Origin of the sequence: uncultured Allobosea sp., assembly GCF_945956895.1 — a bacterium.
In the GTDB taxonomy this organism is placed as follows: Bacteria; Pseudomonadota; Alphaproteobacteria; order Rhizobiales; family Beijerinckiaceae; genus Allobosea.
The window spans coordinates 42,289-68,603 of record NZ_CAMFJF010000010.1; the positions used below are offsets into that span (position 1 = coordinate 42,289).

General features: G+C 67.7%; 27 protein-coding genes and 1 tRNA gene. 9 read left to right on the forward strand and 19 right to left on the reverse strand.

The genetic code is table 11. The features are described from left to right. Nucleotides 1-24 precede the first annotated feature (24 nt). From Q0Q02_RS08580 to Q0Q02_RS08595, 4 genes are all read right to left on the reverse strand, one after another. Nucleotides 25-1,464: a type II and III secretion system protein family protein gene (locus Q0Q02_RS08580; protein WP_293808491.1), complete on the reverse strand. Its 1,440-nt coding sequence runs from the start codon at nucleotides 1,462-1,464 to the stop codon at nucleotides 25-27. Then, nucleotides 1,461-2,222: a Flp pilus assembly protein CpaB gene (gene cpaB / locus Q0Q02_RS08585; RefSeq protein WP_293808493.1), complete on the reverse strand. Its 762-nt coding sequence runs from the start codon at nucleotides 2,220-2,222 to the stop codon at nucleotides 1,461-1,463. The genes Q0Q02_RS08580 and cpaB overlap by 4 nt, the downstream gene beginning before the upstream one ends. A gap of 125 nt (nucleotides 2,223-2,347) precedes the next feature. Continuing rightward, complete coding sequence (locus Q0Q02_RS08590; RefSeq protein WP_293808494.1) at nucleotides 2,348-2,860, reverse strand: prepilin peptidase; 513 nt, start codon at nucleotides 2,858-2,860, stop codon at nucleotides 2,348-2,350. A gap of 142 nt (nucleotides 2,861-3,002) precedes the next feature. Next, nucleotides 3,003-3,182, reverse strand: a complete 180-nt coding sequence (locus Q0Q02_RS08595; protein ID WP_293808495.1) for a Flp family type IVb pilin — start codon at nucleotides 3,180-3,182, stop codon at nucleotides 3,003-3,005. A 415-nt stretch (nucleotides 3,183-3,597) separates the two neighbouring features. Here Q0Q02_RS08595 and Q0Q02_RS08600 point away from each other — a divergent pair, with 415 nt between their 5' ends. The 3 genes from Q0Q02_RS08600 (at nucleotide 3,598) to Q0Q02_RS08610 (ending at nucleotide 5,572) form a co-directional block, all read left to right on the forward strand. Further along, the gene (locus tag Q0Q02_RS08600) at nucleotides 3,598-4,092 is read left to right on the forward strand and encodes a pilus assembly protein N-terminal domain-containing protein (protein ID WP_293808497.1); all 495 of its coding nucleotides are present in this window, start codon (nucleotides 3,598-3,600) and stop codon (nucleotides 4,090-4,092) included. A 243-nt stretch (nucleotides 4,093-4,335) separates the two neighbouring features. After that, nucleotides 4,336-4,947: a pilus assembly protein gene (locus tag Q0Q02_RS08605; protein ID WP_293808498.1), complete on the forward strand. Its 612-nt coding sequence runs from the start codon at nucleotides 4,336-4,338 to the stop codon at nucleotides 4,945-4,947. Between the two features lie 85 nt (nucleotides 4,948-5,032). Further along, nucleotides 5,033-5,572: a pilus assembly protein gene (locus Q0Q02_RS08610; protein WP_293808499.1), complete on the forward strand. Its 540-nt coding sequence runs from the start codon at nucleotides 5,033-5,035 to the stop codon at nucleotides 5,570-5,572. 75 nt (nucleotides 5,573-5,647) lie between these two features. On the opposite strand, the gene Q0Q02_RS08615 is transcribed toward Q0Q02_RS08610, so the two are convergent. The 3 genes from Q0Q02_RS08615 to Q0Q02_RS08625 form a co-directional block, all read right to left on the reverse strand. After that, nucleotides 5,648-6,175, reverse strand: coding sequence for a TIGR02281 family clan AA aspartic protease (locus tag Q0Q02_RS08615; protein WP_293808501.1), 528 nt, complete (start codon nucleotides 6,173-6,175; stop codon nucleotides 5,648-5,650). Nucleotides 6,176-6,308: 133 nt separating this feature from the next. Beyond that, complete coding sequence (locus tag Q0Q02_RS08620; RefSeq protein ID WP_293808503.1) at nucleotides 6,309-7,226, reverse strand: ribokinase; 918 nt, start codon at nucleotides 7,224-7,226, stop codon at nucleotides 6,309-6,311. Next, nucleotides 7,223-8,119 (reverse strand): 2-dehydro-3-deoxygalactonokinase, encoded by an 897-nt coding sequence (locus Q0Q02_RS08625; RefSeq protein ID WP_293808504.1) that lies wholly within the window; start codon nucleotides 8,117-8,119, stop codon nucleotides 7,223-7,225. The genes Q0Q02_RS08620 and Q0Q02_RS08625 overlap by 4 nt, the downstream gene beginning before the upstream one ends. A 140-nt stretch (nucleotides 8,120-8,259) precedes the next feature. On the opposite strand from Q0Q02_RS08625, the gene Q0Q02_RS08630 reads away from it, so the two are divergent. Further along, nucleotides 8,260-9,144 carry a hypothetical protein gene (locus Q0Q02_RS08630; RefSeq protein WP_293808506.1) on the forward strand — a complete coding sequence of 295 codons (885 nt, stop codon included), beginning with the start codon at nucleotides 8,260-8,262 and terminating at the stop codon, nucleotides 9,142-9,144. A 158-nt stretch (nucleotides 9,145-9,302) separates the two neighbouring features. Here Q0Q02_RS08630 and Q0Q02_RS08635 read toward each other — a convergent pair whose 3' ends face one another. From Q0Q02_RS08635 to trpA, 6 genes are all read right to left on the reverse strand, one after another. Next, nucleotides 9,303-9,968, reverse strand: a complete 666-nt coding sequence (locus tag Q0Q02_RS08635; RefSeq protein ID WP_293808508.1) for a L,D-transpeptidase — start codon at nucleotides 9,966-9,968, stop codon at nucleotides 9,303-9,305. Nucleotides 9,969-10,101: 133 nt separating this feature from the next. After that, entirely contained in the window at nucleotides 10,102-10,944 is an 843-nt protein-coding gene (locus tag Q0Q02_RS08640; RefSeq protein ID WP_293808510.1) for an aldo/keto reductase, read from the reverse strand. 22 nt (nucleotides 10,945-10,966) lie between these two features. Next, the gene (locus Q0Q02_RS08645) at nucleotides 10,967-11,116 is read right to left on the reverse strand and encodes a hypothetical protein (RefSeq protein ID WP_293808512.1); all 150 of its coding nucleotides are present in this window, start codon (nucleotides 11,114-11,116) and stop codon (nucleotides 10,967-10,969) included. Nucleotides 11,117-11,192: 76 nt separating this feature from the next. Next, on the reverse strand, nucleotides 11,193-12,515 hold the full coding sequence (locus tag Q0Q02_RS08650; protein ID WP_293808513.1) for a folylpolyglutamate synthase/dihydrofolate synthase family protein: 1,323 nt from the start codon (nucleotides 12,513-12,515) through the stop codon (nucleotides 11,193-11,195). A 39-nt stretch (nucleotides 12,516-12,554) separates the two neighbouring features. Continuing rightward, nucleotides 12,555-13,451: an acetyl-CoA carboxylase, carboxyltransferase subunit beta gene (accD, locus tag Q0Q02_RS08655; RefSeq protein WP_293808514.1), complete on the reverse strand. Its 897-nt coding sequence runs from the start codon at nucleotides 13,449-13,451 to the stop codon at nucleotides 12,555-12,557. A 105-nt stretch (nucleotides 13,452-13,556) separates the two neighbouring features. Further along, entirely contained in the window at nucleotides 13,557-14,402 is an 846-nt protein-coding gene (gene trpA / locus Q0Q02_RS08660) for a tryptophan synthase subunit alpha (RefSeq protein WP_293808516.1), read from the reverse strand. A 78-nt stretch (nucleotides 14,403-14,480) separates the two neighbouring features. On the opposite strand from trpA, the gene hrpB reads away from it, so the two are divergent. Next, a complete protein-coding gene (gene hrpB, locus Q0Q02_RS08665; protein WP_293808518.1) occupies nucleotides 14,481-16,985 on the forward strand; it encodes an ATP-dependent helicase HrpB in 2,505 nt (834 codons plus the stop codon). 268 nt (nucleotides 16,986-17,253) lie between these two features. On the opposite strand, the gene Q0Q02_RS08670 is transcribed toward hrpB, so the two are convergent. The 3 genes from Q0Q02_RS08670 to aroA all read right to left on the reverse strand — a co-directional run bounded on the left by Q0Q02_RS08670 (nucleotide 17,254) and on the right by aroA (nucleotide 20,340). Next, the gene (locus Q0Q02_RS08670; RefSeq protein WP_293808520.1) at nucleotides 17,254-18,060 is read right to left on the reverse strand and encodes a DUF1194 domain-containing protein; all 807 of its coding nucleotides are present in this window, start codon (nucleotides 18,058-18,060) and stop codon (nucleotides 17,254-17,256) included. Between the two features lie 286 nt (nucleotides 18,061-18,346). Then, entirely contained in the window at nucleotides 18,347-19,000 is a 654-nt protein-coding gene (gene cmk / locus Q0Q02_RS08675; protein ID WP_293808522.1) for a (d)CMP kinase, read from the reverse strand. Then, entirely contained in the window at nucleotides 18,997-20,340 is a 1,344-nt protein-coding gene (gene aroA, locus Q0Q02_RS08680) for a 3-phosphoshikimate 1-carboxyvinyltransferase (RefSeq protein WP_293808524.1), read from the reverse strand. The genes cmk and aroA overlap by 4 nt, the downstream gene beginning before the upstream one ends. Nucleotides 20,341-20,557: 217 nt before the next feature. Here aroA and Q0Q02_RS08685 point away from each other — a divergent pair, with 217 nt between their 5' ends. The 3 genes from Q0Q02_RS08685 (at nucleotide 20,558) to Q0Q02_RS08695 (ending at nucleotide 21,689) form a co-directional block, all read left to right on the forward strand. Continuing rightward, a complete protein-coding gene (locus Q0Q02_RS08685; RefSeq protein ID WP_293808525.1) occupies nucleotides 20,558-20,953 on the forward strand; it encodes a TIGR02300 family protein in 396 nt (131 codons plus the stop codon). A 164-nt stretch (nucleotides 20,954-21,117) separates the two neighbouring features. Then, a tRNA-Ala gene (locus Q0Q02_RS08690) sits at nucleotides 21,118-21,193 on the forward strand. 217 nt (nucleotides 21,194-21,410) lie between these two features. Next, entirely contained in the window at nucleotides 21,411-21,689 is a 279-nt protein-coding gene (locus Q0Q02_RS08695) for a hypothetical protein (protein ID WP_293808527.1), read from the forward strand. Nucleotides 21,690-21,991: 302 nt separating this feature from the next. On the opposite strand, the gene Q0Q02_RS08700 is transcribed toward Q0Q02_RS08695, so the two are convergent. After that, on the reverse strand, nucleotides 21,992-22,390 hold the full coding sequence (locus Q0Q02_RS08700; RefSeq protein ID WP_293808529.1) for a hypothetical protein: 399 nt from the start codon (nucleotides 22,388-22,390) through the stop codon (nucleotides 21,992-21,994). Between the two features lie 257 nt (nucleotides 22,391-22,647). Here Q0Q02_RS08700 and Q0Q02_RS08705 point away from each other — a divergent pair, with 257 nt between their 5' ends. Continuing rightward, a complete protein-coding gene (locus Q0Q02_RS08705) occupies nucleotides 22,648-23,649 on the forward strand; it encodes a pyridoxal-phosphate dependent enzyme (RefSeq protein WP_293808531.1) in 1,002 nt (333 codons plus the stop codon). 87 nt (nucleotides 23,650-23,736) lie between these two features. Here Q0Q02_RS08705 and rocF read toward each other — a convergent pair whose 3' ends face one another. After that, entirely contained in the window at nucleotides 23,737-24,717 is a 981-nt protein-coding gene (gene rocF, locus Q0Q02_RS08710) for an arginase (RefSeq protein WP_293808533.1), read from the reverse strand. Nucleotides 24,718-24,806: 89 nt separating this feature from the next. Next, nucleotides 24,807-26,189 (reverse strand): aldehyde dehydrogenase family protein, encoded by a 1,383-nt coding sequence (locus Q0Q02_RS08715; protein ID WP_293808535.1) that lies wholly within the window; start codon nucleotides 26,187-26,189, stop codon nucleotides 24,807-24,809. Nucleotides 26,190-26,315: the final 126 nt, after the last annotated feature.

Consider the following 26,315-nt stretch of genomic DNA (forward strand, 5'->3'; position numbering starts at 1 on the left):
TCCATCATCGTTGTCGCCGGGCGCTCAGTCGGCGATGAAGCCGACCCGGCCCTTGTAGGCCTGGGGAACCGGACCGCCGCCGCTGCCGTAGAGCTTGTTCAGGCGTCCGAGCAGGATCGCCTGGGAGTCGTGGCTCTCGATGAAGCCGTCATCCGGCCGCTGGACCTCGGTCGGCTGCATCGGCTTGGCGATATAGGGCGTGACCGTGATCATCAGTTCGGTCTCCTCGCGCTGGTAGTCCCGCGAGCGGAACAGCACGCCGATGACCGGCAGGTTCATCAGTCCGGGCAGGCCGTTGATCGAGGTCTTGGAGACGCGCTGGATCAGGCCCGCCGTGGCCAGCGTGCCGCCGGAGGGCAATTCGACCGTCGTGTCGGACTTGCGCACGCGGAAGGCGGGGACGGTGACGTTGGGCTGGCCGGAACCGCCCTGGAGCACGATCTGGTTCTCGAAGTCGAGCTCGGTGACCTCGGTGGCGATACGCATGCTGATCTTGTTGGCCGAGAGCACGATCGGCGTGAAATTCAACGCGACACCGACCGGCTTGTAGGAGACGCCGAGCGTGCAGACGGCCTTGGCCGGGTCGCAGGTGTAGCCAGTAGGGATCGGGATCTCGCCACCCGCGGTGAATTTTGCGCTCTCGCCCGAAACCGCGGTCACCGTCGGCTCTGCGAGGACGCGCGCCATGCCGGCCCGCTCCAGCGCCCGCAGCGTGAAGTTCTTGGTATTGCCGATGCCGGCGGTGATTGCTGAGGCGGACAGGGCCTGCGGCGAGAGCGAGAACGGGTTGTCGATGGTGGGGCTCACCGAGAAATTGCCGAGCTTCCACTCGCCGGTGGAGTTGATGCCGAGCTGCTTGATCGCCTTGCGCGACACTTCCGACACCGTCACCTTGACCATCACCTGGTCGCGGTCGCGAATGGTGAGCGAGTTGATCACCGCCCCGGTCTTCCCCGAGGGGCCGCCGCCGACGAAGGCCTTGGCGATGTCGACGGCCTGGGTGGCTTCCGAGGCGCTCGGCACCGTTCCGACGAGCAGGATCGAATCGCCCGCCGGCTTGATCTCGATCTGGGAGTTCGGCAGCGCCGTGCGCAGCGTCTGCCTGAGCACGTTGAGGTCGCGCCCCACATTGATCTCGAGCGCGGTGATCTGCTGGCCGTCCGCGTCCATCACGAACATCGAGGTGGCGCCGTCGGCGACGCCGATCACGAAGAGCTTGCGCGCGGTGCGGACCACCGCATTGGCGACCTTCGGATTGGCGACGAAGACCTCCTTGGCGTCGCGCGGCAATTCGACGATCAGCGAGCGGCCGATCGAAAGGTCGAGCTTGCGGGAGATCGCATTCTCGCTCGAGCCGACATTGAGGACGGGCGCGGGGCCGCTGCCGGTGGATTGGGCGATGGCGCTGCCAGCCGTCAGGGCAAGCGCGAGAGCCGTTGCGAGGCGGAGAGAGGATCTGATCATGGCTTCGCGCTCTTCGAGACGACGCCGTAGCGCACGAGGGTCAATGCGCCGTCGGTCTGATCCGGCGGCGTCTTTTCGCCGGCATCCTTGAGGCTGCGCAGGGCGAGCGAGAGCGTCCCGCTCTTCTGGGCCTGGACCAGGCCTTCGACCTGCTTCGGCTCGATTTCGAGCGTGGCCGTCTCGCCCACGACGACCTTTTCGCCGTTGCGCTCCTGCACGTTCTGGCCAATCGCCAGGACGCGGATGTTGTGCAGGATTACTTCGCTCGAAGAGGCGTCGCCGCTGCCCGAGGTGGAGATCACGTCGACGCGGTCATTGGGAAGGATGAAGCCGCCGGCGGTGTTGGCGCCGCGACTGTCGGTCGAGATCGCGACCGCGCGCATGCCCGAAGGCAGGACTGCGGAGAGGAAGCCCGTTCCGTCGGTCTTGATCAGCTTCTCGCGGCGGATCGGCTCGGCGCCGAGGGTGGCGTAGCGGGCCACCTGTCCGATGATCTCCTTCTCCGCCTCGGGCGTTTCGTCCTTGCGGATGATGCCGGTCGGCACGCTCGCGAGCGGCCAGTCGAGCCAGCGCAGGTCGTTCGCGGTCACCGTGTTGCCGACAGGGATGTCGGCGGCAGCGACCAGGACCGGCACGGTCGGGGCCGGTTCGATCTTCGCGGCCGGCGCGGGCGCCTGCGACGGCCCCTTGACGAGCAGCGCTGCGCCCAGGCCTGCCACCAGCGCGACCGCGAGAATGATGATGCGTGCGGGACTCATGAACGAACGACCCTCAGCCAAATCTGATTGGCTCTCGTCCCGGATCGTCGTTCGGAAACGTCAACTTATGGTTAATCGGTCGTATATTTTTTGAATGCCGGCGACGTTGCGGCAGGGCAGGCCGATCAACCGCCGATCGCGGCGTGCCAGATGGCGGTTTCCGGCAGGAGCAGGAGCGCGGCGAAGGCGAGCGCGATGCCATAGGGCACGCCCGCGTTGGCGGCATGCAGGCGCCGTGCCCAGGGCCATTGCTCCGCCAGGGCCGGCAGCGGGTGGGCGCGCAGCCGCAGGATGAGCATGGTCAGGATGCCGCCGAGCAGGCCGGCCACCGCCAGATAGGGGCCCAGCTGGTCGAAACCGAACCAGAGTGCCATCGCGGCGGCGAATTTGGCGTCTCCGCCACCGATCCAGCCCGCGGCGAAGAAGCCGAAGGAGACGGTGAGCACCAGCATGCATGACGCCAGGTGCCAGCCGATCGTCGAAAGCGGCAAGCCGAGCAGCGCCGCGCAGAGCGCGAAGGTCGCGATGAGGGACAGGCACAGCCGGTTCGAGATCGTCATCGAGACGAGATCGCTCGCCGCAGCGTAGCTGATGGCCAGCGGCAGGATTCCGAGCAGGATGATCAGCGACAGCGACATGGAATGATCCATTCCGATGCTGGGACGAGAATGGTCTGGCGGATTCCGCCGGACCCTTGTGTCGATCGCGGCATGCCGCGAAAGGTTCGGCGCCCCGGCAGGGCCGGAGCGCGCTTTGTTGTATCGGTAGCCAGGCAGCCGATCAGGAAACGGTAACGCCGCCCAGCTTGGTGGCGATACGCGAGAAGAGGCCGCTGAGCTGGGTGCCGAGAGCGGTGGCGCCGGCGATGATGCCGACGGCGACGAGGGCCGCGATCAGGCCGTACTCGATGGCGGTGGCGCCGGACTCGTCCTTGACGAAGCGAGCGAAAACGTTGGTCATGCTGAATCTCCTTTACACCACGGTTTGACGGCTGCCTGTGCTCTAGGTGGCTTCGGTCAGCGACAGGAACGACATTAGCCGGCCCATCTTGCTGATCGGTTAAGCGGATCGAAGAATTGGCCGGTTTCGCGGCGTGTTCTTTCTGTAGTTAATGCTCGATTTAACCGATGTGGACCGCCTGTGACCTTATTGAAAAAAGCGGGATGCGTGAGCTTTTTTCGGTAAACGAGGTGTTTAATAAGTCGAAAGTTGCGTTTTTATTTTCGGGTTGCCCGGAGTTGGACGCTTGGACGCTCTGTTATTCCGTTACGACATATTCTGCGGCGCGGCCTGAAATCGCTGAGCCCCGCGCGCTTAGGGTTTGATTCATCATTTTGGGCTTTGCTGGAGGGGTCGCAAAGCTTGAGGCGCCGCCATGTTGATCATCTCTGCTCATCAAGGGGGCCGTTGGCTTGCCCGCTGGGCGGCCGCGACAGCCCTGGCCGCCACCTTGTGCAGTGCCGCCGTCGCCGCTCCGCGTGCGCAATCCGAAAGCGTGATCGTCCTTGTCGATCACGCCAAGGTGGTGCGCTTGCCCGAGAAGGCCCAGACGGTCGTCGTCGGTAATCCGGCGATCGCCGATGTGTCGGTGCAGCGCAACGGTGTGATGATCGTGACCGGCAAGAGCTTCGGCGTGACCAATCTGATCGCGCTGGATGCCAACGGGACCCTCCTGGCGGAATCGCAGGTGCGGGTCGGCGCTGCGCCCGATTCCGTTCTGACAGTGCAGCGGGGCATGGATCGCGAAAGCTATGCCTGCAATCCCACCTGCCAGCCCTCCGTCCAGATGGGCGACAAGCCTGAATATTTCGCAGGTGCCGCAGGGCAGGCGACCGCCCGCAATGCGCTGGCGACGGCGACGCGGAACTAGCGCGTCGGCCCGAGAAGCGGAACGCGGCTTTCGGGCAAAGCCGATGCAGGAGCGAGGAGCCCGACGCTCCAGGGCCCGCCTCCCATCTATCCACGTACGCGCGCGAGGCGCGGCCCACGCGATCGACCATGGTTAGCGAAAGCTTCACATGGATTCCGGTGGCGAGGCAGAACCCCTAACCGATCCGAAATTCTTTTGCCGTAGAGCTTTCCAGCCTGAGCCGAAGCTCGATGGGGCAAACGGATGTCCGACCGAACGACATGCACGTCCACGCCGGATGGCGGATCCAGGCGCCTCAGCGCCGGCCGCCTGCTGCTGCGGCGCTTCCGCCGCTCGCAGGACGGGGCGACCGTCGTCGAGTTCGCCTTCGTCGCGGTTCCGTTCTTTGCCCTTCTCTTCGCGATTTTCGAGACGGCCCTGATGTTCTGGACCAATCAGGTCCTCGAGGAGTCGCTGTCGCAGGTGTCCCGCTCGCTGGTCACGGGGCAGTCGCGGAACCTTTACACCGGAGCGACCGGCGCGGTGAATGCGACGAAGTTCCGCGATGACATCTGCGCCGCTGCCCCGATGGGGCTGATCGATTGCTCGAAACTGTATGTCGACGTGCGGGTCTACAACAGCTTCTCCGCCGCCACGTCCGGAACGTCCGGCAACAATCCCCTCGCGGGCGGAAGCCTCAATACGAGCGGCTTCTCTTACGTGCAGCCGCAGGGCAACGACATCGTCGTTGTACGGGCTGTGCTGGACTACAGCCTCTTCCTGACGAGCTGGGCCTCCGCGGCGCTCGCCAATATCGGATCGGGCCGGCGCGGCATCGTCGTCAGCATGGCCTTCCGGGCCGAGCCCTTTCTGTGACGGGAGGGGGGAAGTGATGGATATGCTGCCGGGTTTTCGTCCACGTTCCCGCCTCTGGCGCAGGTTCTGCCGTGATCGGGACGGCGTGGCGGCGGTCGAATTCGCCATGATCCTGCCGGTGATGCTCGTCACCTATGTCGGGATGGTCGAGGTCGTGCAGCTTGTGATGATCAATCGCAAGGTCACGCAGCTGACCTCCGCCCTCAGCGATCTCACGGCGCGCGCCCAGTCGGTGGCGCCTGCGGATATCGACAACATCTTCAATGCCGCGCAGACCGTCCTGATGCCGTATGACTCCAGCAAGGCCGGGATGGTCATTGCCAGCATCGTCATCGACTCGACGGGCGTCGCGAAGGTGTGCTGGAGCAACCAGCGCAACGGGACGGCGCCGGGCCGGGGGACGACGGTCATCATTCCCGACAGCGTCAAGGTTCCCAATACCTCCGTCATCATGGCGCGCGCGAGCTACAAGTACACGCCGACCATCGGCTATGTCCTGACCGGGACCTTCACGCTCGGCGACAATCCGATCTATGCGCGCCCGCGCAACGGCCTGGCCGGCGGCACCTTGAACATCGAGCAGGTGAAGCGGACCGACGCCAATCCGTGCCCGCTCTTCACCTGACGTCGCCCCGGCCTGACCCGCGGTTCTCGCGATGCCGCACGCGGAAGATCGGGCCGAAACGTGCCGCGCGAGGCGTCAGCCGCGCAGCACCATGCGCCCGGTCTGGACCTCGTAACCCTGCAGCTTGCTGAGGAAGGAATTGCCCAGCAGGCTCATCGAGAGCGCTCCGGCCGGCAGGACGACGGCATCGACATTGCGGACGACGATGTCGCCGAGTCTGATCTCCCGCAGCGTCGCGCGGAACCCCGAGACCGTGCCGTTGGCGGTGCTGAGCATGACCCTGCGCGTCGAGGCGTCGCTCTTGATGCCGAGAGCCTGGGCATCGGCTGCCGTCAGCGCCACGATGCTGGCCCCGGTATCGACCACCATCTTGATGCGATAGTTTTCGACCGTCGGGTGCACGATATAGTGCCCGCGATAATCGGCGGCGACGGCGAGTGTCGAAGGCATGCGCGGTCCGGGCGGCTTCTGTTGCGGTGCGGACGCTGCGGCGGCGGGTTCTTGGTTCACCATGCGCGGGGCCAGGAACTGCGTATAGGACAGCGCGCCTGCGATCGCGGCACCGGCCACGCTCAAAGCCCAGATCAACGGTTGTGTCGCCACGGCTCCCTCCGGGCCTTCTGCCGGTGCTGCCACGATGCATGCGGAGCGCTGACGAAACGTGAAGGGGTTGCACGCATTTGCGTGCACCCGGAGAGAGTGGGCCTGCCCGATTGCGGACAGGCTTAACCCCGGCTTAGCGCGGTTCGCCCGCAAGCGTGGCGGCCAGCACGGCGATCTCGGCCCTACGGGGAATGCTCGGCTGGGCGCCGCGGCGCGTGCACGCGAGAGAACCGGCGGCGAGGCCGTCGCGCAGCGCTGCGGGCAGGTCCTTGCCGGCCGCGAGCGCGGCGGCGAAGGCGCCGGTGAAACTGTCTCCCGCCGCGACGGTATCGACGACCGCGACCTGCGGAGCCGCGAGACGGTGGCGGTTGCCGCCGACCCAGGCGATGACGCCCGCCGCCCCCAATGTCGCGATCGTGGCGATGCGGCGCTCGTCGTCGAGCCGGCGCGCGATCGCGTCGGGATCCCGCTCTGGCCATCCCAGCGCCTGCGCCAGCACCATGGCTTCGTGCTCGTTGACGATCAGCATGTCGAGCTGATCGAGCAGCGCGGGCGATGGCGCCTCGGCCGGGGCGAGATTGAGGATCACGCGCCCGCCGGCCTGCTTCATCGTGCGGGCGGCCTCCAGGCAGGCCTCTTCAGGCACCTCGCGTTGCAGAAGCAGGATGTCCTCGGCCGCGAGCTCGAGCTGTCGCAGGGCATCTGGCCGCGCAACGGCATTGGCGCCGGCTGCGACGATGATCTGGTTGGCGCCCTCGCGATCCGTCGCGATGAAGGCGGCGCCGGTCGGCTCGTCGACCTGGGCGACATGGTCGAGATCGACGCCGTCGGTGGTGAGCAGCGCCAGCGCGGCATCGCTGAACCTGTCCCGCCCGGTCGCGCCGACGAGCACGACATCCGCGCCGGCGCGCCGCGCCGCGAGCGCCTGGTTCGCGCCCTTGCCGCCGGGATGCAGGGCATAGCCCGGCCCGAGCACGGTCTCGCCCGGCCCCGGCAGGCGCTCGACCGGCGTCACCAGGTCGATATTGATCGAACCGAAGACGACGATCATGCGGCAAGATCCGCTGCGAGCCGCCTGACGCCGGCGACGAAGGCGACCTCGGGCGAGATGACCCGGACAGCATGATCCCGCGCCCGCAGGCCGGCGCCGTAGCTCTCGGCTAGGGCTCCATCCGCCACGAGATGAATCTCCTGCCCTTGGCCGAACAGGGCCTCGGCACCCGCGATTTCCTGCCCGACCAGCAGCGCCGAGAGATAGGGCCCGACCGCGCCGCCCGCCATCCGGCCGGCAAGGACCTCGGTGCGGGCCGCGAAGGCGCTGTTGAGCAGCCCGCCGGGCCGCCCGGCCGCAGCGCGCCCGCGCGCGGCACCCTCGATCGTATCCGCCTCGGACGGGGCCTCCGCCAGCCGGGCGAGGATCGAATCGTTGCGCAGGAGCCCGTAGACCTCGCCGGTCATGAAGCTGGCGAAGCGGGTGATGCGGCCCTGCTTGATCTCCGCCCATTTCGAATGGGTGCCCGGCAGGCAGGCGATGCCGTCGGTCAGGCCGAGCCCGACGATCAGGGTTTCCTCGCCGCGCATCACGTCGAAGGCGCCGTCATCGCAGCTCAGGCCCGGCAGGATGGTTGCGGTCGTCCCGGCATCGAGGTTGACCCTGATCGCGGCTGCCGCGATCTCGGCCGACGAAGCCGGGCAGGGAACATAGCGCGCCTCGATCCAGCCGTTGCGGCTGCCGACCATGCCGGCGAGCACGACCGCGGCGTCGGGCGTGGCGTGGCGGAAATCCCCGGCGAGCTCGGCGAAGGCCTCGGGGTAGCCGCCTGATGGAACCGACTGGATGCCGCGATCGGCGACACGTCGCTCCAGAACCGCACCCGTCTCCGAGATCAGGAAGGCGCGCGCACGGGTCGTGCCCCAGTCGAGCGCGATCAGAGGTTTGGGCATGGCAGGCTCCGGCAATAGCAGGCGACTGTCTCCGTCGTGCCCGGTCCGGTCAAGAGCCGGCCGCAGGGAAGCCTTGTATACGGCCGGCCTTCGCGGCAACCCTGCGAGCCTCGATCGCGGGAACGAATCGGACAAGCCGGATGCTCGAACTGCAAGCGGGCGGCCTCGACGCCGTCATCGTCCCTGACGCAGGCGGCATCGTCTCGTCGCTTGGCTGGCGTGCGCCGGATGGGCGTCGCCACGACGTGCTCTATCCGCCTGCCGGGCGGAAGCCGGGTACGGAGACGCCGAATTTCTTCGGGACCTGGGCGCTGCTGCCCTTCGCCAACCGCGCGTTCGGTTGCGTCGTCGACGATGGCGAGCAGCGCTTCCTCGTCCCCCAGAACGATCCGGGCGGCGCTATCCACGGCTTCGGCTGGCAGGCGGCCTGGGATGTGCTGGAGTACGACCGCGGTCATACCGTTCTCGAACATCGCCGAACCGAAGGTTCCGACCCCTATCGCTACCGGGCGCGGCAGGAAGTCAGCCTCGACGAGGCCGGTATGACCATCCGGATGGCGATCACCAACGAGGCGCGGACGGCACTACCGTTCGGCATCGGCCACCATCCCTGGTTTCCCTGCGCCGCCGACACGAGCCTCGTCATGCGCAACGAGGGCGCGCTGATCTTCGGGGAGGCCTTCCGCGCCACCGGCCAGCAAGCCTTCGCCGATGGCGGCCCTTATGCCGAGGCACATCCCTTCCGCGCAGAGGCTGTGACCGCCTGGAGCTTCCTCGGCTGGGACGGCACGGCCCGGATCGAGACGCCCTCGACCGGCCTCGCCATCACCCTGACCGCGAGCGACAATCTCGACTGCCCCGTCGTGTGGGCGCCGGCAGGTGCGGATTTCCTCTGCGTCGAGCCGCAGAGCCATGCGATCGGCGCGCCGAGCGAACCGGCAGCGCGCGCAGCCTCGCCGCTCAAGCGCCTTGCGCCGGGCGAGACGCTGGAAGGCTGGCTCCGGATCGCGCCCGAGGCGCTTTAGCGCCTGCAAATTTTTGCGGAAACTCACCCGTCATCCCGGGCTTGACCCGGGATCCATCGTAGAGTGCAGAGCCCTCCGATGGATTCTGGATCAGCGCCGCTTCGCAGCTTGTCCGGAATGACGGCGCGTTTTTCCGTCAAGCGGGTCGCTTTCGCCAGTCAGCGCCAGCCGTAGCCGCTCGGATAATAGGGCTGGTAGCCATAGGCGCCGGCTGGCAGGGCGGGACGCAGCAGGATCTGGCCGCGTGCCGCTTCCCAGTCGCCGCCACGGCGCTGCTGGGCGACGCTGGTCGCCTGGCTGCGATGCTTCGCCCTGGCGATCTTGTGCTTGGACGAGCCCGCCTTCGCGAGCTTGGCCTTCGAGGAGGTGGAGGCCTTGGCGAAGCGCGAGAGATTATCGGGCGCGGCGCCATTGAGCGCGATCCGGGTCTGGCTCGCGCCGTGCTTCTTCACCAGCGCGAAGAGTTTTGCGGCATTGGCCGGGTGCAGGCGGATGCAGCCATGCGAGGCCGGGCGGCCGAGCGCGCCCACGGCCCCCGTACCATGGATGGCGTAGCCGCCGCGGAAGAATACGGAATAGGGCATCGCGCCGCCGTATTTGCGGGAATACCAGTTCTTTTCGAGCCGGGTCGGCCGATAGACGCCGTTGGGCGAGCGGAAGCCCTTGCGGCCGGACGAGATCTTCCATTCGTAGGCTTCGCCATCGGTGGTGGTCACTGACATGCGCTGGGCGGGGATGTTGACCCTGACATCGACGCCGGCATGGGCGACGCCGGCAAAGGCCGACAGGATGAGGGCGGCCAGGAGGCCGAGAACGCGACGCATCACACTCACTCCGAAAGACGCGAACTGCTGAATGAGGCGTTGTCGAGCTCTGACGGCTGCCGCCCTTGACTCTAGGAGAGCGCCGCCGGTGCCGTGTTGTAAAGCGGGAAGGCGGAACGTGGTTTCCGGCGCTTCAGATCATCGGCAGCGAGGCCGGCTTGCGGCCGCGCGGGAAGGCGGCATCGATCCGGGCGATCTCCGTTTCGGAGAGGGCAAGGCCCAGTGCGCCGGCATTATCCTCGACATGGGCGACCCGGCCGGCCTTCGGGATCGCGAAGACGCTGGCGCGCCGCGTCAGGAAGGCGAGCGCGACCTGCCGGGGCGTTGCGCCATGGTTCGCGGCGATCTCGGCCAGGACCTTGCCCTGCGCACTGCCGGCGGCCGGGAAATCGCCATGGCCGAAGGGGCTGTAGGCGACGACGGCGACGCCGTTCTGCTCGCACCACGGGATCACCGCATGTTCGATGGCGCGTTCGCGCAGGTGGTAGAGCACCTGATTGCAGGCGATCCGGCCCTTGCCCGCTGCGGCGAGCGCCTCGTCGAGATCGTCCTCGTCGAAATTGCTGACGCCCCAGGACAGGATCTTGCCCTCCTGCTTCAGCGCTTCGAAGGCGGCGAAGGTTTCCTCCAGGGGATGCGGGCCGCGCCAATGCAGCAGGTAGCAGTCGAGCCGGTCGGTCCCGAGATGCTTCAGCGAGCGTTCGCAGGCCACCTGGACACCGCGCCGCGACGCATTGTGCGGCAGCACCTTCGAGACCAGGAAGACCTCGTCGCGCCGCCCGGCGATGGCCTCGCCGATCAGGGCCTCGGAGCGGCCGTCGCCATACATCTCGGCCGTGTCGATATGCTTCAGCCCGAGATCGAGCCCGCGCCGGAACGCGGCGATCGCCTCGCGTCGGTCGCCTTGCTCGCTATACCAGCTGCCCTGTCCGATCGAGGGGACGGAGGGGCCGGATATTCCGAAACTGCGTTGCATGACGCTCTCCCGATGCTGCGCCTCAATCGACCATGACGTCGAACCGCTCATGACGGATTTCGCCGTCCGTGTAGCGGATGCGCACGCGGAAGCTGTCCGGCCCGCGATAGCCGGCCCGTGAGGTGTATGCGAAGGCGAGCGAGGGGCCGACCTTGCCATCGCAATGCCGCATGGGTCCCGGCTCTTCGCTGCGCTCCGGCCGGGATGACCCGCGCTTCTTGAAACACGGTACGGCAAATGCCCGCCGATCAGGTCGGCGGCGTGCCGTTATCCGAGAGCACTTCGCCGGCGAGATAAAGCGAGCCGCAGATCAGGATGCGCGGCGGCGCTGGCCAGTCGCGCGCCGCGATCGTGCGCAGGGCTTGCTCAACCGAGCTTGAGACTTCCGCGACAAGGCCTGCGCTGCGGGCGGCCTCGGCGACTTCCTCCGCCGGGCGCGCGGCCAGCGAGTTATGGATCGGCACGGCGTAGAGCACCTGCGCCAGCCCCTTGAAATGGCGCAGCGTCGCCGTGGCGTCCTTGGTGGAGAGCAGGCCGGCGATCATCACGAGCGGCGCCGGATTGCGATCGGCGAGATCGGCCATGGCCTGGGCGAGCACGCGCCCGCCATCGGGATTGTGGCCGCCGTCGAGCCAGAGCTCGGCGCGCTCCGGCACGATCTCGGCCAGCGCCCCGCGCGACAGGCGCTGCAACCGCGCCGGCCAGTCGGCTTGGCGCATGCCGTCCTCGAAGGCCCGCGTCGGCAGGGCGCCGTAGCCGGCCGCCCGCAGCGCGGCGATGGCGGTGCCGGCATTGATGTGCTGGTGCCGGCCGGAGAGGCGCGGCAGCGGCAGGTCGAGCAAACCGTCCTGATCCTCGTAGACCAGCCGCCCACCGGCCTCGTGGACGTTGAAATCCTGCGCGCCGATCAGGATCTTGGAGGCGCCGGCGCGCTCGGCGGCGGCTTCCAGAACCGCGGTCGGCTCCGGCTCCTGCGGCGCGATCACGGCGGGCGCGCCGCGCTTGAAGATGCCCGCCTTCTCGCCGGCGATCTTGGTCACGGTGTCGCCGAGATATTCGGAATGGTCGAGCGAGACCGGCGTCACCACCGTGCAGGCGGGATGCGCGATCACATTGGTCGCATCGAAGCGTCCGCCGAGCCCGACTTCCAGCAGCAATACATCGGCCGGATGCTCGGAGAAGAGCAGCAGGCCCGCCGCCGTCGTCATCTCGAAGAAGGTGATGGGATCGCCGGCATTGATCGCCTCGCAGCGCTCCAGCGCCTCGACCAGCTTGTCCTCGTCGACGAAGCGCCCGCCGTCGGGCGCGCCCAGCCGGATGCGCTCATGGAAGCGCACCAGATGCGGCGAGATGTAGACATGGACCGAGAGGCCGGCCGCTTCCAGGATCGCCCGCATGAAGGCGATGGTCGAGCCCTTGCCGTTGGTGCCGGCGACATGGATCACCGGCGGCAGCTTCTTCTGGGGATCGCCGAGCCGCTCGAGCAGGGTCAGGATGCGGCCGAGCGAGAGGTCGATCAGCTTGGGATGCAGCGCCATGAAGCGCGCGAGCAAGGCGTCGGAAGACCCCATGGCGTGACGGCCCCCAGCCGTGAACTCTCTCGGATCGCCTCAGACCGCCTCGGCCACCGGGCGCGCGGACGCGGCCTCTTCCTTCACGGCCGGCTGCTTCGTCAGCAGGCGGCCGAGTCGGGCCAGCGTCTCCGGCAGGTCGCGGCGATGCACGACCATGTCGACCATGCCGTGATCCTTCAGGTACTCGGAGCGCTGGAAACCGTCCGGCAGCTTCTCGCGGATCGTCTGCTCGATCACGCGCGGGCCGGCGAAGCCGATCAGCGCGCCGGGCTCGGCGATGTGGATGTCGCCAAGCATCGCGTAGGAGGCGGTAACGCCGCCGGTGGTCGGATTGGTCAGCACCACGAAATAGGGCAGGCCCGCCGCGCGCAGGCGCCGAACCGCGACGGTCGTGCGCGGCAACTGCATCAGCGAGAGGATGCCTTCCTGCATGCGCGCCCCGCCGGACGCCGCGAAGACGACATAGGGCGTCTTCTTGTCGAGCGCGGTCTCGGCGCCCTTCACGAAGGCTTCGCCCGCGGCCATGCCGAGCGAGCCGCCCATGAAGTGGAAATCCTGCACGGCCAGCGTCATCGGCAGGCCCTTGACCCGGCCATAGCCGATCTTGAAGGCGTCCTGCGCGCCGGTCTTGGCGCGGGCGTCCTTCAGCCGGTCGACATAGCGCTTCTCGTCGCGGAACTTCAGCGGATCGGTCGCGACTTCCGGCAGCGCGACGTCGAGCCATTTGCCGTCGTCGAAAGTCAGGCGCAGGCGCTCCGGCGCGGTGACGCGCATATGGTGCTCGGAGCCGGGGATGACATAGCCATTGGCCTCGACATCCTTGTGGAACACCATCTGCCCGGAATCGGGGCACTTGATCCAGAGGTTCTCCGGGCTCTCGCGCTTGAACAGCGTCTTGATGCGCGGCCGGACGACTTCGGAAATCCAGTTCATCGGATGAATCCCTGATGGGCTTGTCAGCGCTCGCGCGCCGTCACGCCGAAAATGGGGTCGCGCCTGCCGGCGGGCAAGCGACGCGACCGTTGAACGAAACCGGGCTCAGGCCGCCTTGGCGACGGAGCGGATGCCCTGGGCGAGCTCGCTGACCAGCGAGGTGACAGCCGAAACCGTCTTTTCCGTGGCCTTGCCCTGGTCATCGAGCGAAAGGCGGACCCGCTCGACAAGGGCCGAGCCGACGACGACGCCATCCGCCCGCCTGGCGATGGTGGCGGCGTCCTCGGCGGTCTTGACGCCGAAGCCGACCGCGACGGGCAGGTCGGTGTGGCGCTTGATCCGCGCGACGGCATCGCCGACCGCGCCGTAATCGGCGATGGCGCCGCCGGTCACGCCGGTGACCGAGACGTAATAGACGAAGCCGGAGGTGTTCTGGAGAACCTTGGGCAGGCGCTTGTCGTCGGTCGTCGGCGTCGCCAGGCGGATGAAGGAGACGCCGGCTTGCAGCGCCGGCAGGCAGAGCTCCTCGTCCTCTTCCGGCGGCAGGTCGACGACGATGAGGCCATCGATGCCGACGCGGCGGGCATCGGTCAGGAAGGCTTTGACGCCATAGGCGTAGATCGGGTTGTAATAGCCCATCAGCACGATCGGCGTGTCATGGCCGGCCTTGCGGAAGCTCTCGACCATGGCGATGGTCTTGCGCAGCGTCTGGCCGGCCTTGAGCGCGCGCTGGCCGGCGAGCTGGACGGGCACGCCGTCCGCCATCGGGTCGGTGAAGGGCACGCCGAGCTCGATCACGTCGGCGCCGGCTCCGGGCAGGGCCGCGAGGATCGCGCTGGAGGTCTCGAAATCCGGGTCGCCGGCGGTGACGAAGGTCACGAGCGCCGCCCGGCCCTCGCGGGCGCAGGCCTGGAAGCGGTTCTGGATGCGGGTCTGGCCGGTCTCAGTCATGCCGCTGCGGTTAGCATGATGCGTGCCGGCTGGCGAGTGGCTTGCGCGAAGGCTGAGCCTGCGCCACATCGGCCGGGCATGCGCACCTTCGACACGCCCCTTCCGATCGACGCTGTTCTCGGCGATCTCGTTGCCGCCCTGAGGGCGCGGCCGAACGCCGTGCTGGTCGCTCCGCCCGGCGCTGGCAAGACCACGCGCGTGCCGCTCGCGCTGCTCGACGAGCCCTGGACGAAAGGCGGCAAGCTGATCGTGCTCGAACCGCGCCGCCTGGCGGCGCGCGGCGCCGCGAACCGGATGGCGCAGACGCTGGGCGAACGCGTCGGCGAGACCGTGGGCCTGCGCGTGCGCCTCGGCTCCAAGATCGGCCCGAAGACGCGCATCGAGGTCGTGACCGAAGGCGTCTTCGCCAGGATGATCCTCGACGATCCCGCGCTGGACGGTGTCGCGGCGGTGCTCTTCGACGAGTTTCACGAGCGCTCGCTTGATGCCGATTTCGGCCTCGCACTGGCGCTCGATGCGCAGGGCGGCCTGCGCGAGGACCTGCGCATCCTCGTGATGTCCGCGACGCTCGACGGCGCTCGCGTCGCGAAACTGCTCGGCGAGGCCCCGGTGATCGAGAGCGAAGGCCGCGCCTACCCCATCGAGACGCGCCATCGCAGCCGCGACCCGCTGAAGCGCATCGAGGATCAGGTCACCGAGACGATCCTGCTGGCGCTCAACGAGCAGCCGGGCTCGCAGCTCGTCTTCCTGCCGGGCCAGGGCGAGATCCGCCGCGTCGAGGAGCGCCTGCGCGAAAGGCTGCGCGATCCTGTGGTCGAGATCGCTCCGCTCTACGGCGCGCTCGACCAGCGCGAACAGGACCGCGCCGTACTGCCGGCTCCGGCGGGCCGGCGCAAGATCGTGCTCGCGACCGCCATCGCCGAGACCTCGCTGACCATCGAGGGCGTGCGCGTCGTCATCGATTCCGGCCTCGCCCGCATTCCCGTCTACGAGCCCGATATCGGCGTGACCCGGCTGGAGACCCGCCGCGTCAGCCGCGCCGCCGCCGACCAGCGCCGGGGCCGCGCCGGCCGTACCGAGCCGGGAATCTGCTACCGGCTCTGGGAGGAGGCCGCGACCGGCGCGCTCGAAGCTTTCGCCCGGCCGGAAATCCTCTCGGCCGATCTCAGCCCGCTGCTGCTCGATTGCGCCGCTTGGGGCCTCAGTGATCCGACGACGCTGGCCTTCCTCGATCCCCCCCCGGCGCCCGCTCTCAAGGAAGCCCGCGCGCTCCTGAGCAATATCGGTGCGCTCGATGCCGACGGGCGGATCACGCCGGATGGACGCGCCCTGCAGGCGCTGCCGCTGCCACCGCGCCTCGCCCGCATGGTCGTGGCCGCCGCCCGCTTCGGGCAGGCGAACATGGCCGCCGATCTCGCCGCCGTGCTGGTTGAGCGTGGCCTCGGCGGCGACGCCATCGATCTCGCCGAGCGGCTGGAGCGCTTCAATCGCGAGCGCGGCGGGCGGGCCGGCGACATGCGTCGCCTCGCCGAAGGTTGGGCCCGAACTGCGGAGCGCAGCATCGGCAAGGATCAGGCTTCGGCCGGTGAAGCCCTGTCGTCCGGCCTCCTGCTCGCCTTCGCCTACCCTGACCGGATCGCCAAGGCGCGCGCGCTGGGCTCCGGCCAGTATCTCCTCGCCAATGGCCGCGGCGGCGCGCTGGAATCCTCGCAGCGCCTGGCACGCGAGCCCTATATCGTCGTGGCCGAGATGACCGGTGCGGCCCAGCAGGCCCGTGTCATGGCCGCTGCTGCAATCACCGAAGCTGAGATCGCGATGCTCGTCTCTCACGGTCTTGCTCCCTTCGCCATCGCGGAGCGCGAGGAAGCGAGTTTCGACCGCGCGGCGCGCGCCTTGCGTGTCCGGGCCGTGCGCCGCTACGGCGCGCTCTCGCTGTCGGAAAGGCCGCTTTCGGTGGCTGATACTTCGGAAAACGCGGAAGCGCTGGCCAGGGGCATCGCCGCGCTCGGCATCGGCCTCCTGCCCTGGACCAAGGGGCAGAACCAACTGCGCGAGCGCGCTGCCTTCCTGCGCAAGGCCGAGCCTGAGGCTGGCTGGCCCGACCTCTCCGATGAAGGCTTGGCACAAGAGCCGGAACTCTGGCTGGCGCCGCATCTCCTCGGCCGGACCTCGCTCGCCTCGATCCAGCCTCCCGATCTCGATTCGGCGCTGGCGAGCTTCCTGCCCTGGGAGATGAAGCGCCGACTTGATCAGGAGGCGCCGACCCATTTCACCGCCCCGACGGGCTCCTCGCTCGCGGTCGACTACGCCGCCGAGGCCGGCCCGACCATCTCGGTGCGCGTGCAGGAGCTTTATGGCCTCGCGACTCATCCCGCTCTCGCAGGCGGGCGGGTGCCTCTGGTGCTGGAGCTGCTTTCGCCAGCGCATCGGCCGATCCAGGTGACGCGCGACCTGCCGGGCTTCTGGCGTGGCTCATGGGCCGCCGTGAAATCCGAGATGAAGGGCCGCTATCCCCGCCATCTCTGGCCGGACGATCCCGCTGCCGCCCTGCCGACGACGCGGGCGAAGCCGAGGGGGACGTAAATCAACGTACTCGGCCGGTATTCGTTCTCTCCCTTCTCCCCTTGCGGGAGAAGGTGCCGGCAGGCGGATGCGGGGTCGCGCGACGCTATCCGTCATTGCGAAGAGCGAAGCGACGAAGCAATCCAGGGAGACCGGGTGAAACGCTTCGAGCCAGTCCTCCTGGATTGCCTCGCTACGCTCGCAAAGACGGTAAAGGTTGCGCGACCCCTCATCCGTCTCGGCTGCGCCGAGCCACCTTCTCCCGCAAGGGGAGAAGGGAGGCGGCCTCTCAATTCCCCATCCGGTCGCGCCATTGCCGCTCGCCGGCGAGGCAGGTGGCGTTGCTGCCGGCCTGCGCCTTGTGGACGGTCGCATCGGCCGGCGCCTCGGCGATTTCGCGGAGCAGCTTCGATTTCGTCGCCTCGACGAACTGGTGCTTCTCGCGGATCGGGATGACGAAGGCGCCGATGCCGGTGATGACGCAGTCGGTATAGTAGGCGTCGAGGTTGTCGATGTCGAAATAGCCGGCCTGTTTCAGCATCACCGGCAGGCCGTTGATGGCGATGCCCTTGGCGCCGGCTTCGTCGCGCGCGGTCGTGACCGGGCGTCCGTCATTGTTGGCGCCGTCACCGGAAATGTCGATCACGCGGCGCATCGCGGTGACGTTGGATTGTTCGAGCAATTGCATGCCGAGATCGATCGCGCCCGAGATCGAGGTCCGCCGGCCGCGCCGTGTCGGCGCCTCGGCCAGTTCCTCGGCGAAGGCGATCGCAGCAGCAGGGCCGTCGATCACCTTCCAGGGCCGGACGATGTGCTGGAAGCTGCTGCCGGCCCATTCGAAATAGGTCACGGCGATCTTGCCGACCGCCCCCTTGTTGATCGCGTCATGGAGCTGCTTCGAGCGGAAGGCCTCGATATAGCCGTTGCGCTGCAGGGCGAGCTCGTCGAGATCCATCGAATAGGAGATGTCGACCGCCAGCACGAGCGCGACATCGACCTCTTCGGGCGGCGCCCCCGCGGTCTGGGCTCGCGGCAGGGCAGGCTGCCAGAGCGCCGCCGCTGCCAGACATGAGAGACCGTACAGCCAGCGCCGCATTGCCACCTCCGCCATCCCTTTGCGAGACGCAGTGTGCGCTTGGCCGGGACGAGCGCCAAGCCGGAAAATCCGGCTAAGGGCGCCTGTTTCGATAGCAAATTCGCGAGCAGATGGGCTTGGAGCAGATTGATCTCCCTCAGAAACACCGGGTCATCCCGGCGACCGTAGGGAGACTCGGGATCCATTCCGGAGCGTTTCCTACGAAGGTTCCGGCATGGATCCCGGCTCTTCGCTCCGCTCCGGCCGGGATGACCCGCGTTTCTCGCGAAAATCTGTGGCCGCGGGCTCAGGCCGCCCGGCTGCCTTCGACGATGCCGATCGCGGCGGCAGCCGCCTCCTCGACGGTCAGTGCCGAGGTGTCGAGCACCACCGCATCCTCGGCGGCCTTGAGCGGGGCGTCGCTACGGCCGGAATCGCGGGCGTCGCGCCTGCGGATATCGGCGAGGATGCCGTCGATGGTGACGGCCTCGCCGCGTCCGACCAGTTCCTTGTGGCGTCGCGCCGCGCGCACCTCCGGCGTTGCCGTGACGAAGAGCTTGGCCGACGCCTCCGGGCAGATCACCGTGCCGATATCGCGCCCGTCGAGCACGGCGCCGCCGGGTTGCGCCGCGAAGCGCTGCTGTCGGGTCAGCAGCCCAGCGCGCACGGCCGGCATGGCCGCGACCACGGAAGCCGCCTCGCCGATCTCGCGGCCGCGCAACCGCTCCTCGGGAAAGGCGGTCTCGTCGAAGCTGCCGACGATTGCCTCGGCGGCTGCGGCGTCATGGATGTCGTGGCCGGCATCGAGCATGGCGCGCGCCACCATCCGGTAGAGCAGGCCGGTATCGAGATAGGGCAGGCCGTAATGCGCGGCGAGCCGGCGCGCGAGCGTGCCCTTGCCGGAGGCGGCAGGGCCGTCCACGGCGATGACGAGTCGGCTGGGGCGCGCCGCCGCGCTCATCCGATCTGGCCTCCGAGCCCGTTCATCAAGGACACGAAGCTCGGGAAGCTCGTCGCGATCATCAGCCCGTCATCGACCACGACCGGCTGCTCTGTCGCCAGCCCCATGACGAGGAAGCTCATCGCGATGCGGTGGTCGAGATGGGTCGCGATCGGCCCGCCGCCACGCACCGGCCCGCCGCCCGAACCCTCGACGATGAGGTCGTCACCCTCGATCCGGCAGGTCACGCCGGCAGCCTTCAATCCGGCCTCGACCGCGGCGAGGCGGTCGGATTCCTTGACGCGCAATTCCTGCAGGCCGCGCATCCGCGTCGTGCCGGTGGCGAAGGAGGCGGCCACCGCCAGCACCGGGTATTCGTCGATCATCGCCGGAGCCCGCTCCGGCGGCACCGTCACGCCCTTCAGGCTGGAGGCACGCACGCGCAGGTCGCAGACCGTCTCGCCGCCCTCGTTGGCCTCGCGTTCGACGGTGATGTCGGCGCCCATCTCGCGCAGCGTGGTCAGGAGCCCGGAGCGCAGCGGGTTGGTCATCACGCTCTCGATCAGGATGTCCGAGCCCGGCACGATCAGCCCCGCGACCAGCGGGAAGGCGGCCGAGGACGGGTCCGCCGGCACGACGATAGGCGCTGCCTTCAGCTCCGGCTGGCCCTTCAGCACGATACGCCGGCCATGTTCGCCTTCCGGCGTCACCGTGATCTCGGCGCCGAAATGCGCGAGCATCTTCTCGGTGTGGTCGCGGGTGGCTTCGGCCTCGATCACCGTGGTCTCGCCGGGCGCGGCGAGCGCGGCCAGCAGCACGGCCGATTTGATCTGCGCCGAGGCGACCGGCGGGCGGTAGGTGATCGGGATCGCCTCCTTCGGCCCGCGCAGGGTCAACGGTACGCGGCCGCCCTCCTGCTGCGAGACGACGACGGTGCCCATCTGCTCGAGCGGATCGAGAATGCGCCGCATCGGCCGCTTGCGCAGCGAGGCGTCGCCGTCGAAGGTCGTGGTGATCGGGTGCGAGCCGCAGACGCCCATCATCAGGCGCGAGCCGGTGCCGGCATTGCCGAAGTCCAGCACATCGGCCGGTTCGCGCAGGCCGCCGACGCCGACGCCCTGCACGCGCCAGGCGCCCGGCCCGTCATGATGGACGATGGCGCCGAGCGCGCGCGCCGCCGCGGCCGTGCGCATCACATCCTCGCCTTCGAGCAGGCCGGTGACCTTGGTCTCGCCGATCGCCAGCAGGCCGAAGATCATCGCCCGGTGCGAGATCGACTTGTCGCCGGGCACGCGGACGCGGCCCTTCAGCGGGCCCCCAGTGCGGGCGGTGAGGGGAACGGGTTCATGGTCGTGGGACAAGGGGAGCGGTCTCTGCGGGCTGGCCGAAAGGAATGCGCTGAAGGCCGTAGCACGCCCGCGCGCGGCACGCCAAGGCGGGCCCGCGGCGGCGCGCCGAATCGCCGTTCCGGGCGCTTGCGAGGCCGCCTCATGCAAATCAGTATTTGACAGCGCCGCTTACCCCGACTAACGGACGCGCCTGCTTTTCAGATAGATGATGATTGAAGGGTCCGACGCAGTGGCGAAACCGGAACTCGGAACGAAGCGCGTTTGCCCGGTCACGGGTCGCAAGTTCTATGATTTGAACAAGGATCCCATCGTCTCGCCCTATACGGGCCAGGCTTATCCGCGGGCGATGTTCGAGCCGCAGGCCAAGGCCGCTGCGCCGAAGCCGGAAGCCGACGAGGAAGAGGAGACCGAGGCCGCCGATGGCGCCGTCGAGCTCGTCTCGCTCGACGAGGCCGATGCCGAGGCGTCGGAGAAGGATGCCGTCGTCACCAGCGAGGACGATATCGAGGTCGAGGATGTCGGCAGCGATGACGAGGACGACACCTTCCTCGAGGAAGACGAAGAAGGCGACGACGACGTTTCCGACCTGATCGATGGCGACATCGAGGGCGACGAGGACAACTGATCCACAGCCTCGAAAAAAGATGACGACACGGCGACATTAAGCGCTTGTGTCTTCCGTCCGAGCCGCCTATAGAGCGCTTCGTCGCCGGCAGGGCGGCCCGGACGGAACCGCCGAGGCGGTAAAAATCCGGTTGGTGATCGGTCCCCAAGCCGATCATCGCGAGTGGGGCCATAGCTCAGTTGGGAGAGCGCTTGAATGGCATTCAAGAGGTCGGCGGTTCGATTCCGCCTGGCTCCACCAAATTTCCTCCTAAGTGGCTGGGTTCAACAGCTTTTCGGAGCGGCGCTTGAGCGCTACCCTACTTTTACCCAAACGGCTTGCCCAATTCTGATCGGACCGGATCGAGTTGGAATGACAATCTGTCGCCCCTCCAGTGATTCGCGTCGACGGCGCAGAGCCATCGCGGGTCTTGGGCGGTGCGCCCCGGCTGAGCGAGCTGGGGAGATAGGAAACCGCAATGGCCAAGCGTACGAAGTCCAAGGCACTCGATGCCGAGTTCACGATGTTCGATGTCGTCTATGAGGATGGCTCCCGTACATCCAATCGGCGTGTTCCGACTGAGCTGCTCGGCGGTCTCGATGGAGACGATCCAGCTCGCGATGCCATAGCCGAGCAGGATCGAATCATCTCCGAAAAATCGGGCAAGCCGCCGCTGGCGATTGCGACCATCAGCCGTTCGACTAAGGCGGCTGTAGAGCCAGCGAAGGATGATCGAAAGAAGCGGGGCTCCAAATAAGGGCGCCATCTATCGATCGATTGCGAAGGTTGCCGTTTCGCCGGCGTCTTCGCGCAGGCCTTTGAACGATGCGTACCGCAGCTTGCCCGGCTGGTGCGCGGATTCGTTTAATTCGGTCGCGGCGGCCAAGAGACATTTGGCGAGGCATTCGCGTTCTCGGCGGCGTGAATCGCTAGGGCATCGGCCCGAAAAGCGGCATGTCGCTATCGAGAAAAATCGATGCAATATCAAAGAGTTGGAGCATCGAGCTGAATACGATATTCAGCCCGATGCTCCAGGGCCTGGCGAGCGTGGCTTGTGCCCTATTCCGGGAATTTTCGGGTCGCCCGGCCTGCCGCGACGGGCTGTCCGCCGGCATCCAGAGCCGTGACCGTCCATTGATAGTCATGGATCTGAGGCGGCGGCGGGTTCGGCCCGGTGTAGGAGCCGCTCAAGCCGCCGCACGGAATGGTTTGGGTCGCCTTTCCAGAAGCCGGCACGGTTCCGCCGCCATGATTGTAGCCGGGGGCTTGCTGATCGATCATTCGGAAGCTCAGCATCTTCGCTGTCGCCGGGATGTTGCCGATGGTGAAGGCGGGCGTGCCCGAACACCATGTGAAGGCCACGTTCATCGCGGGCAAGTTGGCGTTCGGTGCACCGCCGCCCGCATTGCAGCCTGCCAGTCCGATACAGGCCGCGGCCAGAAGAAAAGCCCTGGTCATTGTCGCTCCTCAAGCATGCGCGGGGACCGCGCCTGCTGACGCTACGCGGTTTTCACGCGCAATGACGAGCTGGCCTTTCGGCGGTGGAAATCTGCCGGGCCACCGTGCCGCCGATAGGCCGTGCATCCGAACGCAATGGCTGTTCGTCCCAGCGCGTTGCCCCGAGGGGGCTTGAATTTCCCTGTGCGGTAGGCACGCATGCGCTGCATGGTCGCGCGCCCCGCCAGCTGGGTGCGATCGGGAGAGTGGATGGCCTGATGTCGGATTTGCAAAGCATCCTGCGCGAGCCGCGCTACGATCTCGTCAAGATGCCGACGCCGTTGCAGCGGCTCTCCGGTTTCGAGCGGAAGCTCGGGCGCTCCGGTCTCTATGCGAAGCGCGACGACCTGATGGAGATCGGGCTCGGCGGCAACAAGCTGCGTAGCCTCGAATTCTGGCTCGGAGCGGCCTTGCAGCAGCGTGCCGACATCGTTCTCGTCGCGGGCGGAGCGACGTCCAATCTCTGCCGCCTCACCGCGGCGGCGGCCTCGATGGCGGGGCTGGATTGCCTGATCATCCACAATGCCGCGGATAACCCCGCGAATCGCGAAGGCTCCTTCCTGAACCGGCTCTTCGGCGCGCAGACCCGGTTCATCGGTCCCGTCGGCGAGGATGAGCGTGGAGCGGCGACGAAGGCCGCCGCCGCGGAGCTGACGCAGCAGGGACGAGTGCCCTACATCGTCGGCGACGCCGTTCTGGGCGCCCTCGGCTATGTCCTGGCCGCCTTCGAACTGCACGAGCAGTCACAACGCGAATCGGTGCCGCTGCGCCATGTCTTTCTGGCGGGCTCGATGGGGCCGACCGAGGCCGGCTTCATCTTCGGCAATGCCATGCTCGGCCACCCCTTCCAGGTCCATCTCGTCAGCGTCGAATACGAGCAGGCCGAGCTGGAGGCGCGCCTCCAGCGGATCTACGATGGCATAGCCCAGCGGACGGGGCTTTCAGTCGGCGGACTCGATCGGGCGCCGCTGCATTATCACATGGACCATCTCGGCGGCGGCTGGGGCGTGCCCACCCCCGAAGCGGAGGCGGCGATCGTCGCCTTCGCCCGCACCGAGGGCATCCTGGTCGAGCATGTCTATACGGCGAAGACCTGCGCCGGTTTCCTCGATCTGGTCGCGAGCGGGGGCATTCCGGCCGATGAGCCGGCCTGCATCATCCATACCGGCGGCACGGCTTCGCTGTTCTCGCAGCGCGAGCAGTTCCGGACCGTGAGCTGAGGGCACCGCTCCTGTTCCATCGGCTTTCGACCGACGGAACGGCTCATTCCATGCAGGAATGCAGGCGGGCTGTCGCGACAGCGTGGCTCAGGCCGCGCCGATCGCGTTCGACGGCGTCTGCCGGTCGGTGATCTGCTGGCCGAACAGGCTGCCGGCGAGCTCCACTGCGAGGCGGGCGGTCTGGCCGCGATCGTCGAGGAAGGGGTTGAGCTCGACGATGTCCATCGAGCGCACCAGTCCGGAATCGTGCAGCAGCTCCATCACGAGATGCGCCTCGCGATAGGTCGCGCCGCCCGGAACGGTGGTGCCGACGCCCGGGGCCAACGGCGGATCGAGGAAGTCGACGTCGAAGGAGACGTGCAGCACGCCGTTCGCCGCGCGCACCTTCTCGATGACCTGCCGGATCAGGACGCCAACGCCATGCTCGTCGATGGCGCGCATGTCGGCGATATCGATACCGCGGGCCTTCACCGCCGCCTTCTCCAGCGGGTCGATCGAGCGGATGCCGAACAGGCTGAGCTGTTCATGCGCGATCGAGGCGCGCGGTTCGCTGCCGAGCAGGTCGTCGAGCCCGGCCTCGCCGCAGAGGAAGGCCGAGGACATGCCATGCATGTTTCCGGAAGGCGAGATCGCCGGCATGTTGAAATCGGCATGAGCATCGAGCCAGAGCACGAAGAGCTTGCGGCCCTGCTCCTGCCAGTGGCGCGCGACGCCATTGACAGAGCCCATCGACAGGCTGTGGTCGCCGCCGAGGAAGATCGGCGTGTCGCCGGAGCGGGCGATCTCATAGGCGCGGGCGCTGAGCGCACGCATCCAGGCGGCGATCTCGTTGTAGAAGCGGGCATTGGCCGGCGCCGGGCCATCGACCGGGGTCAGGTCGCGCGGCAGGATGTCGCCGTGGTCGCGGACCGTGTAGCCGAGGCTTTCCAGGACGCTAACGAGGCCGGCGGTGCGCAGGCCGGCCGGACCCATCAGCGCGCCGCGGCGCGAGGCGCCGACCTCGATGGGCGCACCGAGCAGGGCGATGCGGCCCTGGGAGGCGGGGGCGTTCGCGGAGGAGGCGGTCATGCTGGCGATCCGTTCGTGGGATTTCGATGGGCGTCATGCGCCGACGCGCCGTCCATGGCGCATCGGCCCGCCCCTGTCGAGTGCCGTGCTCAGCGGCGCTTGAGCAGGATCATCTTCTCCTGCGTCATGTCGTGCATCGTGTAGGGGATGCCGCCTGTGCCGTAGCCGGAGACGCGCCGCCCGGCGAAGGGCATCCAGTCGGTGCGGAAGGTGGTGGGGTCGTTGACCATCACGGCGGAGGCATCGAGCCGGTTCGCCGCCCGCATCGCGACATCGATATCCCCAGCGAAGATGCTGGCCTGGAAGGCGACGGGGAGCGAATTCGCCCGCGCGATCGCGTCGTCGAGCTTGCTGTAGCGGTAGATCGCGACGACCGGGCCGAAGACCTCCTCGCTGGATATCCGGGCTTCGGGATCGGGATCGATCAGCACGGTCGGCTCCAGCACCGTCTCCGACAGGCGCTTGCCGCCGGTGGCGATCCGCGCGCCGCCCTTCACCGCCTCGTCGATCCAGGAGGCGACGCGGTCGGCCTCCTTGGGGACGATCAGCGGGCCGACTTCGGTGTCCTTCAGTGTCGGATCGCCGGTGCGCAGCGTCTTCACCCGCGTGACAAGGCGCTCCGTGAAGTCGTTGATGATCGCGTCATGGACGTAGATGCGCTGCGTCGACACGCAGACCTGGCCCGCATGGTAGTAGCCGCCCTTCACGATCGGCTCGATGATCCCGTCGAGATCGGCGCTCCTGTCGACGATCGCCGGCGCGACGCCGCCATGTTCGAGCGCCGAGCGGGCGCCAGGGCTAAGCTTGGAATGCAGGTACCAGCCGACCTTGGCCGAACCGATGAAGCTGAGGAAGGCGATGCGCGGATCGGTCGCGAGCTTCTCGGCCAGCGCCGTCTCGGTCGGGATGAAGGTCTGGCACCAGGCTTCCGGTAGTCCGGCCTCATGCACCAGCTTGACGAAATCGATGCAGGAGAGCGGGGTCGTTCCGGCCGGCTTGACGATGACCGGGCAGCCGACCGCGATCGCCGGCGCGACCTGATGCACGATCAGGTTGAGCGGATGGTTGAAGGCCGAGATCGCCGCGACGATGCCGATCGGCTCCTTGGTGGTGAAGGCCCAGCGATCGGCGGCGGCGGCCGAGAGACCCATCGGGATCTCGCGCCCGGCGAAATTCCGGAGCTCTTCGGCGGCATTGTAGACGCCGTCGACCGCCCGGTTCGCCTCGACGATCGCATCCGGCAGCGGCTTGCCGCCCTCGCGCGCGATCTGCATGGCGAAATGGTCGCGCTTCGCTTCGAGGAGCCCCGCGAGCTTGCGCAGGATCGCGATGCGCTGATGCGGCTTCAGCCAGTTGTCGCGGTCCTTGAAGACGGCCTGCGCCGTCTGGAGCTTGCGTTCGAGCGCGGCCTCGTCGTCGGTCTCGATCTCGGTGATCGGGGCGCGGTCATAGGCCTGAACAACCTGGAGCATGATTTTTCTCCCAGAAAGGCGCGTGTCATCCCGGATGCAGCGAAGCGGAGATCCGGGATCCATGCCGGAACGCATATCGGAAACGCTCCGGCATGGATCCCGGGTCTCCTTGCGGTCGCCCGGGAT